The following is a 16,313-nucleotide window of genomic DNA, read 5'->3' on the forward strand; positions in this document are numbered from 1 at the left end:
CTAGTGCGCGCGGAGCCACCCTCCACCCCACGCATCTATCCTCTTTTCTCTAACTTCTTACCTCCCCTCTTCCTCCCCATTCATTTCCCAAAAGTCCGCGAAGGCAGCAAGCTCTGGTAAGCCGCCGAATGCACCCGCAACCGGATGTCCAGCTTGCCAAACAAGTTGTTGTTCATACTCGGGTAGGTCCGGTTGGCGAGTACGATCACCGTCAGGTCTTCCACCGGGTCCGACCAAACGCAGATGCCCGTGAAGCCCAGGTGCCCGAAGGCGCGGTCGGAGGCCTGCGGGGCCATGTTGAGGTTCTTGTCCTCGTCCAGTTGCTTCATATCGAAGCCCAGTGCCCGCCTGGTCTCGCCGGCGTAGCGCTGGGTAAACAGCCGCACGGTTTCGGGGCGGAGGTACTGCACCCCGCCGTAATTACCTTCCTGGAGGAGCATTTGAAAGATCGTCGCCAAATCCCGCGCCGAACCGAACAGACCGGCGTGGCCACTCACCCCGCCCAGCATGGCCGCACCCATGTCGTGGACGTTGCCCTGCACCGTCGCCATGCGAAAATAAGTATCCTTTTCGGTTGGCGGCGTGCGGCTTTTCGGGAATTTCTCCAGCGGTTTGAACGTCAGCGTCTCCAGGCCCATCGGCCGGTAGAAATTGCGGGCGGCGTATTCGTCGACCGTCAGGCCACTTACCTGGTCGATGATCTTGGCCGTCAGGTAAAGACCTAAGTCGCTGTAGCGGTACTGCCCCTTGTTGGGTAATTCGTTCGTGTAGAGTTGCAACCACATGGAATCGAGATATTCCGACTTCATGTACATCTTGTCCGTAACCGGGATGACGTAATCACCCGTCTTTTTGGTACTGTACCACTGGCGCTTAGGCCGGCCGTTAGCGTCGAGGGTGTTCTTGTAAAAAGGAATCCAACTGCGCAGCCCCGACCGGTGGGCCAGCATGGGGCGCAGGGTGAGGAATTCGACGGCCGTGCCCCGCGTGTCCGGTAAGTAATTACTGATGGGCACGTCGAGGTTAACCTTGCCTTCGTCCACTAATTTCATCAGCGAGATCGTCGTTGCGGCCACTTTGGTCACCGAGGCGAGGTCGTAAACGTCGGTCGTTTTGGCCTTTCGCCGCCGATTGTAAGTATGGTGGCCGTACGCTTTTTCGAAGACTACCCTCCCGTTGCGGGCCACGAGGGCGACCATGCCCGGCGTAGCTTTTCTCCTCATTGCCTCGCGGGCCAGGGCGTCGATCTTAGCCGTGAGGAGGTTGCCGTCCAGGCCGACGGCTTCGGGCGTATCGAAACCCATGCGGAAGGCGGCGGCGGTCTCGACGCCAGCGTTGAAGCGGCTGTAGGGGCTGGCGGTGATCGGCAACCGTCCGTTCACGCGGTTCGCCCCGAATAATGCTTTTGCGGCGGCATCCTGGGCGACTTTATCGCGGCTGTAGGCCATCAGGACCGTTCCGGAAGCATCCAGCGCACTCAAAGAATAGGGGTTGCCAAAGACGGTTACGACCAGTTCCGCCCGCTCGTCGATTTGGCGGAGCAATGAGAGCACCCCCGCCTTGATCGGTACTTTTTCGCGGAACCGGCTCCCGTCGCTGTACAGCGCCACGATGACTTTATCGTCGGCCTTAAGTTTGCTGAGTAGCTGATCGCGCTCGCCGGAGCCCAGATCGTAGGCAGCGTTCAGGTGAGTGATTTTGGCGTAGTCGTCGAGGCGGCGGGAAAAAGTATTGGGCGAGGACTCACCGACGTGAATGGTGATTAGTTTACCCGCGACGGGCTCGCTGAGCGGTAGCAAGCCTTCCGTATCCCGTACGATCGTCATCGCATTTTCAAAAAGGCGCTGCTTGAGGTCGTAAGCTTCCGGGGTATTGAGCTGGCCGCGCAGATTCGTCAGGCTGGGGTAGGTGGCCGTCCGGCCGATCCCGAGGCGGTATTTCGAGAGCAACACGCGGCCCGCTTTCTCGCGAATGTCCTCCTGGGCGATGCGGCCTTCGTCGACGTAGCGTTTGATGGCGGCCACGGCGTCCGGCGTGCTTTCGGGTAGGAGGAGAATGTCGGAACCGGCGGCGATTGCTTCGGCTTCCACTTCCCCATTGCCGTAGTGTTTCGTGACGCCCTTCATTTCCAGCCCGTCGGTAAAAACCAGCCCGGTGAAACCCATTTCATTGCGCAACAGGTCGTAGACGATCGGCCGGCTCAGCGAGCTCGGCCGGTTCTTGCGGTCGTCGAGGGCGGGGATCTGGAGGTGGGCGGCCATAATGGAGCCGATGCCGTAGCGAATCAGCGCTTGAAAAGGGTAGAGCTCCAGGCTATCTAGCCGCGCGCGGTCGTGGTTGATGACGGGCAGGTCGTAGTGGCTGTCGACGCCGGTGTCGCCGTGGCCGGGGAAGTGTTTGGCGCTGGCCAGGATGCCGTTCTCCTGGAGGCCCATCATGTACTGGTAGCCCTTCACGGTCACGTTGTAGCGGTCTTCGCCGAAGCTGCGGGTGTCGATAACGGGGTTATTCGGGTTGTTATTAACGTCCAGCACGGGGCTGAAACTCACGTTGACGCCGAGGCGGTGCATCTGCCGGGCGATCTCGGCGCCGAGATCGTACAGTTGCCGATTATCGCGGATGGCGCCGAGGGCGATTTGTTTTGGGTAGCTGATCGTCTGGTCGGGCAGGCGCATGCCCAGGCCCCACTCGGCGTCCATGCTGACCATCAGCGGAACCTTGCTCAGGCGCTGGTATTCGTTCGTTAATTTCAGTTGATCTTCCGGCGTGCCCTGGAAAAAACAGAGGCCGCCGACGTGGTATTCTTTAATCTCCCGTTTGACTTTCGCAACGTGGTCCGCCCCGAGGTCAGAGTGCGCCCGCAGCATGATGAGCTGGCCGATCTGCTCTTCGTAGCTCATCCCGTCCAGCGTTTCGTTGACAAATGCCGTTTCTTCCGCCGTCATTTTTGAGAGGTCGGCTACGTACGGCTTTTGCGCGTTTAGGGAGGCACTAAGGCACAGCAGAAACAGGAGCGGGCGGAAAATTTGCATAATGGAAATCAGTAGTTGGAAAAGACAAAAAGTAAGTTAGAGAGACGATCAGAGGCCGACGGGTAAGATAGGAACTGCCGGGGCGCTTGTACTAATAACCGACGCGGAATATTAGCTATTGGCCTAAGCGGGGTTTATAATTTTTTGTTTGTCAATAATCCCACACTACTGGACATTTTCAAATCGGACGCTTGGAGGACTCGAAACCCTTCGCTACGCTTTAGTTTCGAGACGCTCCAAGGTTCTAAAATTCTACTTGAGGACCTTGGAGCGTCCTCTGCCGTGAAGCCGAAGGCGAAATTGTTGAGGTCCTCCAAGCGTCCGGGGACAATGTCCAGTAGTATGCAATAATCCTCCGGTATTGGGCGCGGTCGCGGGTGCCAGGTTTTTTAGGAAAGAAGACCAAAGACTAAGACTCTAGACCCCAGACCAAAGACCAAAGACCAAAGACCAAAGACCAAAGACCAAAGACCAAAGACCCAAACTCTTGACCCTTAGCTTACTTGTTACCCTAATCCCCCGCCGTATCTTCGCCAGCGCTGCCGCGCCAACCCCGGCCGGTCCACAGCTAATACCAGCGAGACACATGCGAGTTACCGACTACATCGACCAGGCCAACGGTCAAACCTTAATCAGTTTTGAAGTCCTACCACCCCTGAAGGGCGGCAGCATGCAGGCTATTTTCGACACGCTCGACCCGCTGATGGAGTTCAAGCCTCCCTTCATCGACGTGACGTACCACCGCGAAGAATATGTGTACAAAAAGCGCGCGAGCGGTTACTACGAAAAGGCGTCCATCCGCAAGCGCCCCGGCACGGTGGGTATCTGCGCGGCCATCATGCACCGCTACGGCGTGGATGCCGTGCCCCACATGCTCTGTGGCGGATTTACCAAGCCGGAAACGGAGAATGCGCTGATCGACCTGGGCTTTCTGGACGTACAGAACGTCCTGGCCCTCCGCGGCGACGCGCGCAAGTTTGAAGGCAAGTTCATCCCCGAAGACGACGGCCACCACTACGCCTCGGAACTCGTCGGCCAGATCGCGGGCATGAACCGCGGCGAATACATGGACGACCTCACGGACCAGTGCAACAAAACCAACTTCTGTATCGGCGTGGCCGGCTACCCCGAAAAGCACTTCGAGGCGGCGAACATGGAAATCGACCTGCGCTACATCAAAAAGAAGGTCGAGGCGGGTGCGGACTACATCGTCACGCAGATGTTTTTTGACAACGACAAATACTTCGCCTACGTCGAGGCCTGCCGCGCGGCCGGCATCAACGTCCCCATCGTACCCGGGCTGAAGCCACTGACGAAGCTCTACCAACTGAATTCCATTCCCCGGCTCTTTCACATCGACATGCCGGACGACCTGGTCAAAGCCATCTCCGAAGCCAAGAATGCAGCAGCCCGTACGCGGGTCGGGATCGAGTGGTGCATCGCCCAGAGCAAAGAGCTCAAGGAGCGGGGCGCGCCGATTCTCCACTACTACACGATGGGGGACAGCAGCACGATCCAGGCCATTGCCAAGGAAGTTTACTAGCTGATTTTTCCCAGCCGAAACAGTACTCTTTAAGACTTAGCTAAGAAACGCCTTGCAAATAATAAACCAAGTGTTATCTTTGCCGCCGCTTACGGCAACCAGGCGCGGTAGCTCAGCCGGTTACCCCGATAGCTATCGGGGAGGATTAATAATCCTTAGACCGGTGTTTGCGGTAAATAAGCGTGGTAATTTAGCCAGTTACCCGAAGAAGGCGCGGTAGCTCAGCCGGTTAGAGCGCAGGATTCATAATCCTGAGGTCGGGTGTTCGAGTCACCCTCGCGCTACATCAGGGCCATTCATCCTCGCGATGGGTGGCCCGAATTTTTTGTTAGGCTTTTATTTATCGCGAAGTTCGCTCAGCCGGTTACCCCGATAGCTATCGGGGAGGATTCATAATCCTGAGGTCGGGTGTTCGAGTCACCCTCGCGCTACATCAGGGCCATTCATCCTCGCGATGGGTGGCCCAAATTTTTTGGTAGGCTTTTATGTATTGGTACCTAGGTGTTCGGGGGTTAGATTCGGAGGTCTTTGGTGTACACAAAAATTTATGAGCTACAAGTTTCGGTCGACTATTGCTCCTGAACTCACTAAGATCCTTAGTACTTGTCGGTCGTCCCTTGAGCCTGGCCAATGTTTTGGTGCTTGGAAGGCGTTAAGAAATTCGTACTGTCTGAGCTACTACAAATTGTGTGCTGAAATCACTAGTTCATGCTACCAACAAGCTTAAGTCTGAAACACAAAGTGAGTGGCGAGTTTAGCTGCGCTGATCGTCGTGCCTCCTCTGAGTTACGAATTTTAGCCTTTCAAGTACCAAAATATTGATTAGCCAGGCTCACAGGGCAAGAATTTTGCTCCTTTTTTTCTAAAAAGGAGGGCAAAACGGGCAGAAACGAAAGCTACGTGAAGATATGTGTCCTATATCCCGAAGGTACGTGTGAGGGCCCACCCCACGTTTTCGATCACCTCAACTTCCAATTGCTAAATTTTTTCAATTAACCTTATCTCTCGTCAACTCAAACTTTTTGTCACCAATCTCTCAAATCCCCCCCCCTCAAAAAGTAGCCACATAACTCAACAACAACTGCTGCGTCAAACTAACCCGCTTCCCCAACCCATTAACCCCGTTCGGAAAGTCGTAATTCGTAACCTGTACGTTCAGGTCGTCATCGTAGAAGACGGAAAGCAAAGCCGTTAACTTCAAATTCTTGATCAGTGTATAAGATAAGGAGTTGTTCCAATCAACGTCCACATTCTGGGGGCTATCCAAGTAGTTGCTATACAGCCCGAGGGTAGAATTAAAGGCACCTTTATCTTTCTGAAACGGAGCGGCAAACTTGATTAACACCTGACTACCTAGCTGAGCGTCAATGTTATCGAACTCCGGATAAAAACCATTCACGGGCTCCCCGCTCACTTCGTTGCCGTGCACCCCCCGGGCGGCAATGGAATCATTCGCCACGACGATAAACTTGCCACCGAGGGGAGAGTAGAAGATAGATAGACGCTTATTAGGCTTGTAGTCGACACCCAGCGCAACGTTGATGGTAGCGGGGGCAAACAGTTTCGAGATCGGAGCCACGCCCCGGCCGCGCCAATCGCTGACGAAGTTGCCGGGGTAGGTATCGTTGTCGTACTGATAAGTGGGCAGGGCCTGCGTCTGAAAAAGTAAATTGCCGGTGTAAAAAAACTTGCTGTCTTCCTTGATGGCCACCCCGTATTTAGAGTTGATGCGCAAATCATCAATCTCTTTCTGAAAAGGTATTTTATCGTTCGCCCCCTGAGCAATTACGCCCGAACCCAGACGCTGGAGCCCGAACTGCCACAGCGCATTCGTCTCCCAGTTGATGCGGGCTCTATTAAAGTTAAAAAAAGAGTTAGTCGCCGAGCCAAACCCTAACCGGTTCTGACCGGCGCCTTGCCGGGGATTAATTTGCAGCAACTGCGCAAAGTCCAATCCAATCCCCGCGCCAATTTCCCAGCCCTGCACGGGTTCGTCTTTTTCCTCCTGTGCGAATAATACGAGGGGTAGCGCGCACAGCAGTGCGAGCGTAGTAAATCTTATCATCAAAGCTAATTGTTTAAGTCGTCAGTTTATCGACACGGTACCTAACCTTGTTCAACTTCCTCCAGGTTCGGAGGCAACGCCGGGCCGTTGCTGCGGCGGGCGTGTACCTCGACCGAAGACGCGGTAAGCTTGCTGAACGGAATGATAAACTCACTCTCATCCGCCCTTAACACCAGGTCGCTGTTGTTCATCGTCACGATCTCGCCGCGCATGCCGTCGATGCTGACCTCGTCGCCGACGTGCAGCCGGCCGCGGTTGTAAAAACTGGCCAGCAAGTTTCCCATCACGTGCCGGGCCGCTAGTCCGTAACCAATCGCGAAGGCACCGGCCACGCCGGCCAGGATAACGGTAATGTTCTGCTCCATAAAGCGCGTTTGCAACTGTGCCTGACCCAGGGCGATTAGCACGATGTTGAGCATGATGAAGTAAAAAACTACGTTGGCCAGTAGGTTGCCCGCGGTGATGTTGAGGCTGCGGCAGGTCTCATAGACGATCTTTTTGACACCGTCCGCCAGCACGATCCCGAAAATAAGTACGATCAGCGCCGTGACGGCATTGGGGATGTAAGTAATCAGGTCGTTGAGTAGATCCGAAATAATTTTGAGGCCCATCGCCTCCACCGAAGCCATCACGAAGATGATCAGGATGAAGTAGTAGGCGGCCGAGGAAATAATCTTGGAGGGGACCAGATCGAACTTGGCATTTTTAAACATCTCAATTCTCATCAGCCGGTCGGCCAGGCTGTCTACCCCAACGGCAGACAGGAGGCGCTTGAGCAGGTTACGCACAATCCGGGCTAGAATGTAGCCAATAATGACAATCACCAGCGCCTTCAGCAGGGCTGGAATGATGGTAAATAGCAGGGCCACCTGGGCGCTCAAAGCTTCGATAATAATTTCCATGGCTCGTCTTAACGGATGATCTCACCCCGGTTTTCGGGGCCTTCGAGGTGCCGAACGTCTGGTTTCAGCGCCAATTCATTTTCATCAATGGTTGGGTAGTCGTGCTGCCCCTCGATGGCCTCGCCGCCCATCATGACGGTAAACGTGTCGGCCATTTTTGGGAAAAACAACTCGAGGGTGTTACTGATGAACTCGCTAGTTCGCAGCCGACTTTCCACTCTGGTACGTACGGTGTCCTGCCGGTTCTTGACGAATTCGGCCATTTCAAGGTCCCGTAGTTGCAGAAAACTATTCTTTTTCATTCGTTCAGGTGGTGGAAGAGTTGTATTGCTCTCCGTAAATACGTTTAGCTTTCTCCTTGGCTCGCTTCAACTGCATTTTAATCGCGGATTCATTTTTGCTAACCATGAGGGCAATGTCTTTAATTTTCACGCCATCCTTGTACTTTAGCAGTAACAAAGTACGGTCGGCATCGGGTAACTTGGCCAGTACATTTCTCAGCTCGCTTACCTGCAGGTTCGCCAGTTCGCCGGCGTGGTCCTCTTCGGCGGCGCGGTCGGGTAGGTTTTCCAGTTCGTCGGCGAATAACTCCCGGCTCCGCTTTTCCTTGCGGATCTTGTCGATGCAAAAATTATACGTTACCGAATACACCCAGGTGGAGAACTTGGCGGTGCCCGCAAACTTGCCCAGGTTGAGAAAAATCTTGGTGAATATTTCTTGCGTAGCGTCCTGCGCCTGTGTCTCATCGCGCAGCATGGTTAATGCCTTACTAAAAATGCGCGCGGCGTAGCGATCGTGCAGAAGTCGAAAGCAAGTACTGTGGCGCCTTTCCCGGTAAGCCAGGATGATCTCCAGGTCTTCCATTTCTGGCAGACAAGCGTACCTGGTGGCGTGAGATGACATTGGTTAGTTTGATCCGGCAGCCGCCGCTAGACAACGTAGGTACCTTATGGAGACGTGAAGGATGGGTTTACGTCACACAAGATAGGAAAGACAATAGGTTCGGACTCGGAATTGGTACGTAAAATAGTTAGGGCGCGGTCGCGGGTGCAAAGATTTGGGGGATGGAGTTGTAAAGAAAACGGACGAATAAAATTCCGCGAATATTACTATCGGCTACCTGAATGAGCGCAAAGCAATACTACTCCACGATCCGCTCGATCCGGGCTACCTCCGCTACGTTGAAGAAACCCAGGACTGATTCCTGCGTATCGACGTCAAAGATGTTCCCCGGCGAGTTAGCTACCGGCAAGTCGAAAAGCCCACTTTGCCCGTTGTTGATCTGCTCGGTTACGATGCGCAGGTAGAGGTAAGCCGCCTGGCTAAGGCCGACGATCTCCACGGCAACTTTTTCACCCGGTTGCAAGGCCACCGGCCCACCATCGTCGTCGGTTTTGTTGATCCGGAAACGGATGGGAAAAATAAAGGCCACGCCGTCGGTGTTGGTGCCGGGGCTGAAAGTGGCATCGTACGCCAAGTTCAATTCACCGGCGCGCAACAGCAGGGTATCGTTGATGGTGCTCCGGATGAAATAGGCATCACCGATCCCCACCTGATCGCGCGCGTAAATCTGGGCGTAAATGCCTTCGTCGAGGCCGAGCGACTCTTCTTCCACCTGAAACGACAAGGAGTCGATGATGGCCGTGCGGTTGATGTTGGTTAGTGCGGCGTACTGCTGCTCCCCCCGCTGAATGCCCAGGCCGAGGGTCGTGCCCACGTTACCCAGCGTCTGCCCTTCTTCCGGTGTCCACACGTAGCGGCCGGAATCCTGGTGCTCGAAAACGTAAAGATTGCCCGTCGGCACGGAGTCGATCACTTCGGAGATGACCACCTGCGCGTCCGTCACGCCGTCCGGTAAGCGGTTGTCATAATAATCCTGGCTTTCCGTGAGGATGATCGTCTGTGGCTCCGACTCGTTCGTCAGCCACGCCTCCACGGCTAGTTCCGACCCTTCGAAACGAGATTCTAAGGTGATCTCGTCGGTGCAGGATAACAGCGCTCCGAAAAGACAAATAGCTAGTAACGTTCGAGAATTAGTCATAGTGATCTGTATTGTAATACCTCGTCTTCCATCCGGAAGTAATAAATATTTAGAGAGAGGGAAACATGTCTGGCATCTAGTCGAGACCTCCTGGCTCCCCCGCAAAAGCTCTGCACCCGCGACCGCGCCCTACCTAAACTTAAAATTGTAACTAATACTAGGAATAAAATTCCCCACCACACTCAACTTGACCGATTCCGTATTGATTGCCTGACCCAGAATCGGACGAATATCCGAGTCCTGCCGCCCGGAAACCGTGATCGGGTTGCGGCGGGAATACAGGTTATACACCCCAAAAATCCACTGCCCCTGCCACCGCTTATCGGCGTTCTCCTTCTTGGGGTCGAGCGTCACGGAAACGTCGAGACGGTGGTAATCCGGAATGCGGAAGTTGTTCCGCCCGTTGCCCTCGTTGTTGGGCACGAAGTAACCTAGCTGATAGTAGCCACTACTCGCCAACGTCACGGGCGTTCCCGTGATGTAGGCAAAGGTTGCGCTGGCCGTCACCCGGTCGCTGACCTCGTAAAAGCCGGTCACGTTGAGGTTGTGGGTCTGGTCGAAACGACTCGGGTACCAGTCCGTCTTGTTGATTCCCGGCGTCAAGAGCTCGGTGCGGGCTAGCGTATAGTTGATCCAGCCGTTCAAGCGGCCTTTCACTTTCTTAATTTGAAATTCCGCCCCATAAGCCCGGCCTTTGCCCGAGATGATCTGCCCCTCGACGAGTTCGTTAAGGACTAAGTCAGCACCGTCGACGTAGTCGATCAGGTTCTGAAAGTCCTTATAATAGGTCTCGATGCCGAACTCGTACGTATTCGACTTGAAGTTGCGGAAGTACCCAATGGCGTACTGGTCGGCCAGTTGCGGTTCGATGTTGTTCGTGCTCGGCGTCCAGATGTCGAGCGGGACGGAGGCCGTCGTGTTACTCAGCAGGTGGATGTACTGCGCCGTGCGCTGATAACTGGCCTTGAGGGAACTCGTTTCGGTGAGTTGGTACTGCACGGACGCGCGCGGCTCCAGGTTGAACCAATCTTTGATCGTTTCGCTCCGCTCGCTGGGTTCCGCACCGGTCAGCGGGCGGGCCAACCCTTCACGGGGCGCTTCTCCAAACTCGTAAACGTTGCGACCACCGAGGTAAGCGAAGTGGCTGGCGCGTAGGCCGTAGTTAAGCTTAACCCGGCCTTCAAAAATGCTCTGCTCATTTTCCACGAACACCGCCGTTTCCGTCGCCCACTGGTTAGCTACGGAAATATCGATCTCCGTGCCGTCACTCACCGCGATGGCGTTGGCCGGTTCGAAGCGGTAGTAAATGCCCTGGCCACCGAAACGGATCACGTTATCCGGGTTGATGAAGTAGCTAAATTCGGGTTTGGCACTGAAGTTGACGATGCTCGCGTCCCAGTCGAAGGCATCTTCCTCGGGGTCGTCGCCGAAGTTGATCGCGTAGTCGTAGTCGGAGTAGTAGAACGTCAGGTTGCTGAACAGCTTGTCGCTGAACAGGTGGTTCCAGCGCAGTGTCGTCGTCGTGTTGCCCCAGCTGAAACCGGCCTGGTCACCGGGCGCAAAGTTGTCGCGGCCGAAGTAGCCGGACAGGAAAACCTGGTCTTTATCGCTGAATTTATAGTTGGTCTTCAGCGTCAGGTCGTAGAAGTTTAGGCTCGTGCCGGCCAGATCGTCGCCCAGGAAGGGAGCGGCCAGCACGTCGATGTAGGAGCGGCGGCCGGCGATGAGGAAGGAAGATTTGTCCTTCACGATGGGTGCTTCTACGGACAGCCGGCTGAAGATCGTGCCGATGCCCCCGTCCATTTGGAACTGCTTGGAATTGCCCTCCTTCATCCGCACGTCCAGAATACTGGAAAGGCGGCCACCGTAACGGGCGGGGATGCCACCTTTGTAGAGCTTGACGCCCTTAACCGCATCCGGATTAAACACTGAGAAGAAACCAAATAGGTGGCTGGAGTTAAAAACCGGCGCTTCATCCAAAATCACTAAGTTCTGATCGATCGACCCGCCACGCACATTGAAGCCCGCCGCGCCTTCCCCCACCGTACTCACGCCGGGCAGCAGCTGAATACTCCGCAATACGTCCACCTCACCGAGCAGGGCGGGTAGGCGGGCGATCTGGGAAATGTCGAGTTGCTCGACGGACATCTGTACGTCGGCCACGTTGGCGTCGGCTTCTTCGGCGGTCACGACGATTTCCGCGAGCTGGGTGCCGGACTCGGCGAGTTCGAAGTCGGCGGTAAAGTTGCCGATGAAGGTTTCGGTGCGGGATTGCTCCTGGTAGCCGAGGTAACCGGCGGCGATGACGTACTCTCCGGGCTCGACGGTCAGGGAGTAAAAACCGTACTCGTTAGTCGTCGTGCCCTTCGTGGTCCCTTTCAGGTAAATTGTCGCACCGATGAGCGTTTCGCCGTTGGTGGCGTCGGTCACGGTACCCTTGACGGTAACCTTCTCCTGAGCGGCGAGGGTCAGGCTTAAGAAGAAACTGAGGCTTAGGAGTAGTGCTTTTAGCATAAACTTGGTCGTTGAGAGGCTGGTAGGCGGTAGAAGGGTAGGCGGTAGGAAATTAGGCAGTAGGAAGAGAGGCGGTAGGCTGGTAGGCGGTAGACCTGTCGCCTATCCCATATACTACCACCTACCGCCTAAAAGACTACCGCCTACCAGCCTACATACGTCCCCAGCCCGAAAAGGATTGCTGAGCCTGGGTTAAATAATCACATTGGCCCACGAAAGACATTCGCCTTACCTTACCGAGCCATTAAAACCCTCGCCATGCCCACCACGCTCCCGGCCCTTGATTTTGCTCGCTTCGATTACCCCAACGAAACCCTGCGCGAGCTCTACGAGCAGCTTCTCCGGCCCCGGTTGATCGAGGAAAAGATGCTGAAGCAGCTGCGCCAGGGCGTCATCTCCAAGTGGTTTTCTGGCATCGGCCAGGAAGCGATTAGCGTGGGTTGTGCGCGGGCGCTGGTGCAAAGTGAGTGGGTATTCACGATGCACCGTAATCTCGGTGTGTTTACGTCACGCGATGTACCGCTGGCTAAGCTCTTCGCCCAGTGGCAGGGAAAGCCGGGTGGGTTTACCGAGGGGCGGGATCGTAGTTTTCACTTCGGCTCGCGGGAGCACCACATCGTGGGCATGATCTCTCACCTGGGGCCGCAACTGGCGCTGGCCGCCGGGGTAGCACTACGGCACAAACTACTCGGTGAGCAACGAGTCAGCCTTGCCTTCACCGGCGACGGGGGCACGAGCGAAGGAGACTTTCACGAAGCCCTCAACATCGCCGCCGTCTGGAAACTACCCGTCATCTTCGTGATCGAGAATAACGGCTACGGCCTGTCTACGCCGGTCAGCGAGCAGTACGCTTGCGACCAACTATCCGACCGCGGCATCGGCTACGGGATGCGGGCCATGACGATCGACGGAAATAACATCCTGGAAGTCCACGAAACCATTTCCAAATTAGCTGCGGAGTTGCGGGAGAACCCGGAGCCGGTTCTGGTAGAATGCCAAACCTTCCGCGTGCGGGGCCACGAAGAAGCTTCCGGCGTTAAGTACGTCCCCACCGAAGAGATCGAAGCCTGGCAGCAGCGCGACCCGGTGGATCGGTTTGGCGATTACCTGATCGAACGGGGCGTGATGACGGAGGCGGAGCAAACGAGGTTAGCTAAGTCCATCAAGGCGGAAATCATGACTGGTTTGCGGGATGCCGATAACCTGCCGGCGGCTACGGGGGATCCGGAACGGGAGAACGCTGCTCTTTTTCAAAATCACCCGGCACCCGTCCCCATAGCTATCGGGACGACAAATGATCAAACCAAAGAAATTCGTTTCATCGACGCCATTTCCGATGCCCTCCGCCAGTCGATGCGCAAACACGAAGACTTGGTGTTGATGGGACAAGACATTGCTGGCTACGGGGGCGTTTTCAAAATCACCGATGGCTTCGTGGAAGAATTCGGCCTGGAGCGCGTCCGCAACACCCCCCTCTGCGAAAGTGGCGTTGTTGGCGTCGGTCTCGGCCTGAGTATCGCCGGCGGCAAAGCAATGGTCGAGATGCAATTTGGTGATTTTGTAACCTGCGGCTTCAACCAGATCGTGAATAACCTGGCGAAAAGCCATTACCGCTGGGGACAAAACGCCGACGTGACCGTCCGGCTACCCGTAGGCGGTGGGGTAGGGGCCGGCCCCTTTCACAGCCAGACGATGGAGTCGTGGTTTACCGCCGTGCCCGGCCTGAAAATCGCCTACCCCAGCACGCCAGCCGACGCCAAAGGCTTACTGATGAGCGCCCTCGCCGACCCTAACCCCGTCCTCTTTTTTGAACACAAAGCCCTCTACCGTTCGCTGACGGACGAAGTCCCGCAGGGCGACTACTACGTTCCCTTCGGTAAAGCAGCCACGGCGAAAGCTGGTACCCAAGCCAGCATCATCACTTACGGAATGGGCGTTCACTGGGCGCGCAAGACCGTGGAGGCGGAAGGTCTCGACGTAGAAATAATCGACCTGCGCACCCTCTTTCCGTTGGATTACGACGCCATCCGCACGACCGTCAAAAAAACCAGCCGCGCGCTCATCCTGCACGAAGCTAGCCTCACCGGTGGCTTCGGCGGTGAACTCGCGGCCTGGATCGGGGAACACTGCTTTGAAGATCTGGACGCACCGGTGCGGCGGCTGGCGGCGATGGACACACCGATTCCCTTTGCCGCGGCGTTGGAGGCAGATTACCTCCCCGAAGAAAAATTAGCGAGTGCGTTGCGGAGCTTGTTGGACTACTAACGGCCCGAACGTGGAGTCCTGAATAGGTCACCGGTTTGCACGGAACGCTTTGTCAGGGAGCAATCTTATCGTCACTCCACCCAACTAGCTTACCTTTGCTCGTCAAAGAATAAATACCAAATGAAACTAAGAGAAATCATCTCCGTCACCGGTCTCTCCGGCCTGTATAAAGTCATCACGGAGCGCAAGGGCGGCTTCATCATCGAGTCACTCGCCGACGGCAAACGCCGCTTCGCCCCCAACCGTAAGCACCAGTTCGCGCCCCTCGAAAGCATGGCCATGTTTACCGACGACGGCGAAGCAGAGCCCCTCGACAAGCTCTTCAAGCGCATGAACGAGCAGGCCGAGGATAACCCCGCACCCGACGTTAAAGCCAGTAAGGACGTACTTTTTGAATACATCGCCGACGTGCTCCCCAACTACGACCCCGAGCAGGTACACGCCAGTGACATCAAGCGGTTGTTGAAGTGGTACCACTTCATGGCGGCGAACGACTTGTTTGGTGGTGATGAGGAAGAGTAGTAGGAGAGTATTGTGCTGCGCACAAAGTATGGTAGTACTGTGCTGCGCATAAATTATGATGGTACGGTAGCCGCTGCCACTCTTCGGAGCAGTTACTATCATACTACTATACTAAGCACGAAGTGCCCTACTATTATACTACCTACTAAGCTTCAGGATTTTGACCTCCACCCGCTGGTTCCGCGCGTTACATTCCGCATCTTCCGACCGACAGACCGGCCGGGTATTGCCATAACCGCGTGGAAACATCCGGTTGACGGGGATGCGGTGCTCCTGTAGGTATTCTATTACGGATCTGGCGCGTTGGCCACTCAGGGTGTTCGCGTAACCGGAGCTTGCTTTGTAGCTGGCGTGTCCACCCACTTCGATAATGACATTATCGTTGTCCCGTAGGAAACCAATTATTTCTTCCAGGGCTTCTTCGCTCTCGCTCTCGATTTCGGCGCTGTTCGCTTTAAAAGTGATGTTTTCAATTCTGAAGATCGCGCCCTCCTTTAACGACGCGGTTGTCGTACCCAATTTTACCTGAGGCTCCTCCGGTTCCGCCGCGGGTGGCGTACTTACCGGCTTGCGTGGGCTGGGTAAGTCACGTCGGACGATGGGTTGCGTCATAATATCCTCGTCCGGGTCGACCAGAGTAATGGCCGGTTCTGCGTCAATTGGTGCGTCGGGGACGCTGAGGTCCTTGTCGCAGTCAATCGGCTTGAGCGCCTGGGTGTTGTCAAGGAGGATGTTGCCGTTGTAGGGCAGCATCGTCTGGGGCTTGTAATAAACCTCGAAAGTGATGTAGGTGTACGCTTCGGTTGGTGACAACTTCACCCGAAATTCACGCCAATCGTAGTTCTCCACGATGTCGGACTGACCAATCTTTTCTCCGCGTTGGCACACGGAGTAACCGCCGTAGACGCGTAGGACGGCGGGCGTAACGTAATTACTCTGCAATTTTGTGCGTTGGCTACGGCTTAGGTAAATTTCCGAACGCGCCATTTGAATATTCAATTCATAACACTGCCCGGCTACGACGGGGCTGGAGAGTTGTTGGCCGACGGATTCGTACGTTTCGTTGTCCCGGGTTACCATGCCTAAATAAGTCAGCCCGTGCTGGGCTTGCTTGGCGACGCGAAATTCAAAGCGCGGATCGGGGTGCACGTCGGGTGCGGATTCGCCGGGGAAGCCACAGTCCGTCCAACCCCGGGGGGCGGCACTGTTACGTGGCATGTCCTCAAAAGAGGGATTACGTAATAGAATTTCACTGCTGTCCTGAGCCTGAACGAGCGAGCAGACGAGCAGTAGTAGGGCGGTAAAGTAACGGGGTAGGGTCAAATGCATGTGCAAATGCTTGTGGAATCAGGTAACGCGTAATACTTGGTTCCTGTTGCGCTCCGGTAGCTATCGGGGCGGGTGCAATGAAAGTTGGCGTGGCGGAGAA

11 protein-coding genes and 2 tRNA genes are annotated in these 16,313 nt (G+C 55.5%); 5 read left to right on the forward strand and 8 right to left on the reverse strand.

What is annotated here, in order from left to right:
- Positions 1–80 precede the first annotated feature (80 nt).
- Positions 81–3,032: a glycoside hydrolase family 3 N-terminal domain-containing protein gene (locus GGR27_RS07160; RefSeq protein ID WP_168036735.1), complete on the reverse strand. Its 2,952-nt coding sequence runs from the start codon at positions 3,030–3,032 to the stop codon at positions 81–83.
- 586 nt (positions 3,033–3,618) lie between these two features.
- On the opposite strand from GGR27_RS07160, the gene metF reads away from it, so the two are divergent.
- The 3 genes from metF to GGR27_RS07175 all read left to right on the forward strand — a co-directional run bounded on the left by metF (position 3,619) and on the right by GGR27_RS07175 (position 5,006).
- The gene (metF, locus tag GGR27_RS07165) at positions 3,619–4,575 is read left to right on the forward strand and encodes a methylenetetrahydrofolate reductase [NAD(P)H] (protein ID WP_168036736.1); all 957 of its coding nucleotides are present in this window, start codon (positions 3,619–3,621) and stop codon (positions 4,573–4,575) included.
- Between the two features lie 210 nt (positions 4,576–4,785).
- Positions 4,786–4,859: transfer RNA gene (locus GGR27_RS07170), tRNA-Met, on the forward strand.
- 58 nt (positions 4,860–4,917) lie between these two features.
- Positions 4,918–5,006, forward strand: a tRNA-Ser gene (locus GGR27_RS07175).
- 620 nt (positions 5,007–5,626) lie between these two features.
- Here the strand turns inward: GGR27_RS07175 and GGR27_RS07180 are convergent.
- From GGR27_RS07180 to GGR27_RS07205, 6 genes are all read right to left on the reverse strand, one after another.
- Positions 5,627–6,640 (reverse strand): DUF3078 domain-containing protein, encoded by a 1,014-nt coding sequence (locus GGR27_RS07180; RefSeq protein WP_168036737.1) that lies wholly within the window; start codon positions 6,638–6,640, stop codon positions 5,627–5,629.
- A 41-nt stretch (positions 6,641–6,681) separates the two neighbouring features.
- The gene (locus GGR27_RS07185; RefSeq protein ID WP_168036738.1) at positions 6,682–7,542 is read right to left on the reverse strand and encodes a mechanosensitive ion channel family protein; all 861 of its coding nucleotides are present in this window, start codon (positions 7,540–7,542) and stop codon (positions 6,682–6,684) included.
- An 8-nt stretch (positions 7,543–7,550) separates the two neighbouring features.
- Positions 7,551–7,844 (reverse strand): hypothetical protein, encoded by a 294-nt coding sequence (locus GGR27_RS07190; protein WP_168036739.1) that lies wholly within the window; start codon positions 7,842–7,844, stop codon positions 7,551–7,553.
- 4 nt (positions 7,845–7,848) lie between these two features.
- Complete coding sequence (locus tag GGR27_RS07195; protein WP_245184484.1) at positions 7,849–8,445, reverse strand: RNA polymerase sigma factor; 597 nt, start codon at positions 8,443–8,445, stop codon at positions 7,849–7,851.
- A 238-nt stretch (positions 8,446–8,683) separates the two neighbouring features.
- Positions 8,684–9,583 carry a DUF4249 family protein gene (locus GGR27_RS07200; protein ID WP_168036740.1) on the reverse strand — a complete coding sequence of 300 codons (900 nt, stop codon included), beginning with the start codon at positions 9,581–9,583 and terminating at the stop codon, positions 8,684–8,686.
- A gap of 129 nt (positions 9,584–9,712) precedes the next feature.
- A complete protein-coding gene (locus GGR27_RS07205; RefSeq protein ID WP_168036741.1) occupies positions 9,713–12,097 on the reverse strand; it encodes a TonB-dependent receptor in 2,385 nt (794 codons plus the stop codon).
- A gap of 258 nt (positions 12,098–12,355) precedes the next feature.
- Between GGR27_RS07205 and GGR27_RS07210 the strand changes: the two genes are divergently transcribed.
- Together GGR27_RS07210 and GGR27_RS07215 are read left to right on the forward strand one after the other, a co-directional pair.
- The gene (locus GGR27_RS07210) at positions 12,356–14,362 is read left to right on the forward strand and encodes an alpha-ketoacid dehydrogenase subunit alpha/beta (RefSeq protein ID WP_168036742.1); all 2,007 of its coding nucleotides are present in this window, start codon (positions 12,356–12,358) and stop codon (positions 14,360–14,362) included.
- A 120-nt stretch (positions 14,363–14,482) separates the two neighbouring features.
- Positions 14,483–14,884: a DUF5606 family protein gene (locus GGR27_RS07215; protein ID WP_168036743.1), complete on the forward strand. Its 402-nt coding sequence runs from the start codon at positions 14,483–14,485 to the stop codon at positions 14,882–14,884.
- A 138-nt stretch (positions 14,885–15,022) separates the two neighbouring features.
- Here the strand turns inward: GGR27_RS07215 and GGR27_RS07220 are convergent, their stop codons facing one another.
- Positions 15,023–16,213, reverse strand: a complete 1,191-nt coding sequence (locus GGR27_RS07220; protein ID WP_168036744.1) for an OmpA family protein — start codon at positions 16,211–16,213, stop codon at positions 15,023–15,025.
- Between the last annotated feature and the right edge of the window lie 100 nt (positions 16,214–16,313).

Source organism: Neolewinella antarctica (assembly GCF_011927835.1).
Lineage (GTDB): Bacteria > Bacteroidota > Bacteroidia > Chitinophagales > Saprospiraceae > Neolewinella > Neolewinella antarctica.

Bases quoted from the DNA above. Each gene is read 5' to 3' on its own strand.
- GGR27_RS07160 (WP_168036735.1), bottom strand. From the start codon at position 3,032: ATGCAAATTTTCCGCCCGCTCCTGTTTCTGCTGTGCCTTAGTGCCTCC.
- metF (WP_168036736.1), top strand. From the start codon at position 3,619: ATGCGAGTTACCGACTACATCGACCAGGCCAACGGTCAAACCTTAATC.
- GGR27_RS07180 (WP_168036737.1), bottom strand. From the start codon at position 6,640: ATGATAAGATTTACTACGCTCGCACTGCTGTGCGCGCTACCCCTCGTA.
- GGR27_RS07185 (WP_168036738.1), bottom strand. From the start codon at position 7,542: ATGGAAATTATTATCGAAGCTTTGAGCGCCCAGGTGGCCCTGCTATTT.
- GGR27_RS07190 (WP_168036739.1), bottom strand. From the start codon at position 7,844: ATGAAAAAGAATAGTTTTCTGCAACTACGGGACCTTGAAATGGCCGAA.
- GGR27_RS07195 (WP_245184484.1), bottom strand. From the start codon at position 8,445: ATGTCATCTCACGCCACCAGGTACGCTTGTCTGCCAGAAATGGAAGAC.
- GGR27_RS07200 (WP_168036740.1), bottom strand. From the start codon at position 9,583: ATGACTAATTCTCGAACGTTACTAGCTATTTGTCTTTTCGGAGCGCTG.
- GGR27_RS07205 (WP_168036741.1), bottom strand. From the start codon at position 12,097: ATGCTAAAAGCACTACTCCTAAGCCTCAGTTTCTTCTTAAGCCTGACC.
- GGR27_RS07210 (WP_168036742.1), top strand. From the start codon at position 12,356: ATGCCCACCACGCTCCCGGCCCTTGATTTTGCTCGCTTCGATTACCCC.
- GGR27_RS07215 (WP_168036743.1), top strand. From the start codon at position 14,483: ATGAAACTAAGAGAAATCATCTCCGTCACCGGTCTCTCCGGCCTGTAT.
- GGR27_RS07220 (WP_168036744.1), bottom strand. From the start codon at position 16,213: ATGCATTTGACCCTACCCCGTTACTTTACCGCCCTACTACTGCTCGTC.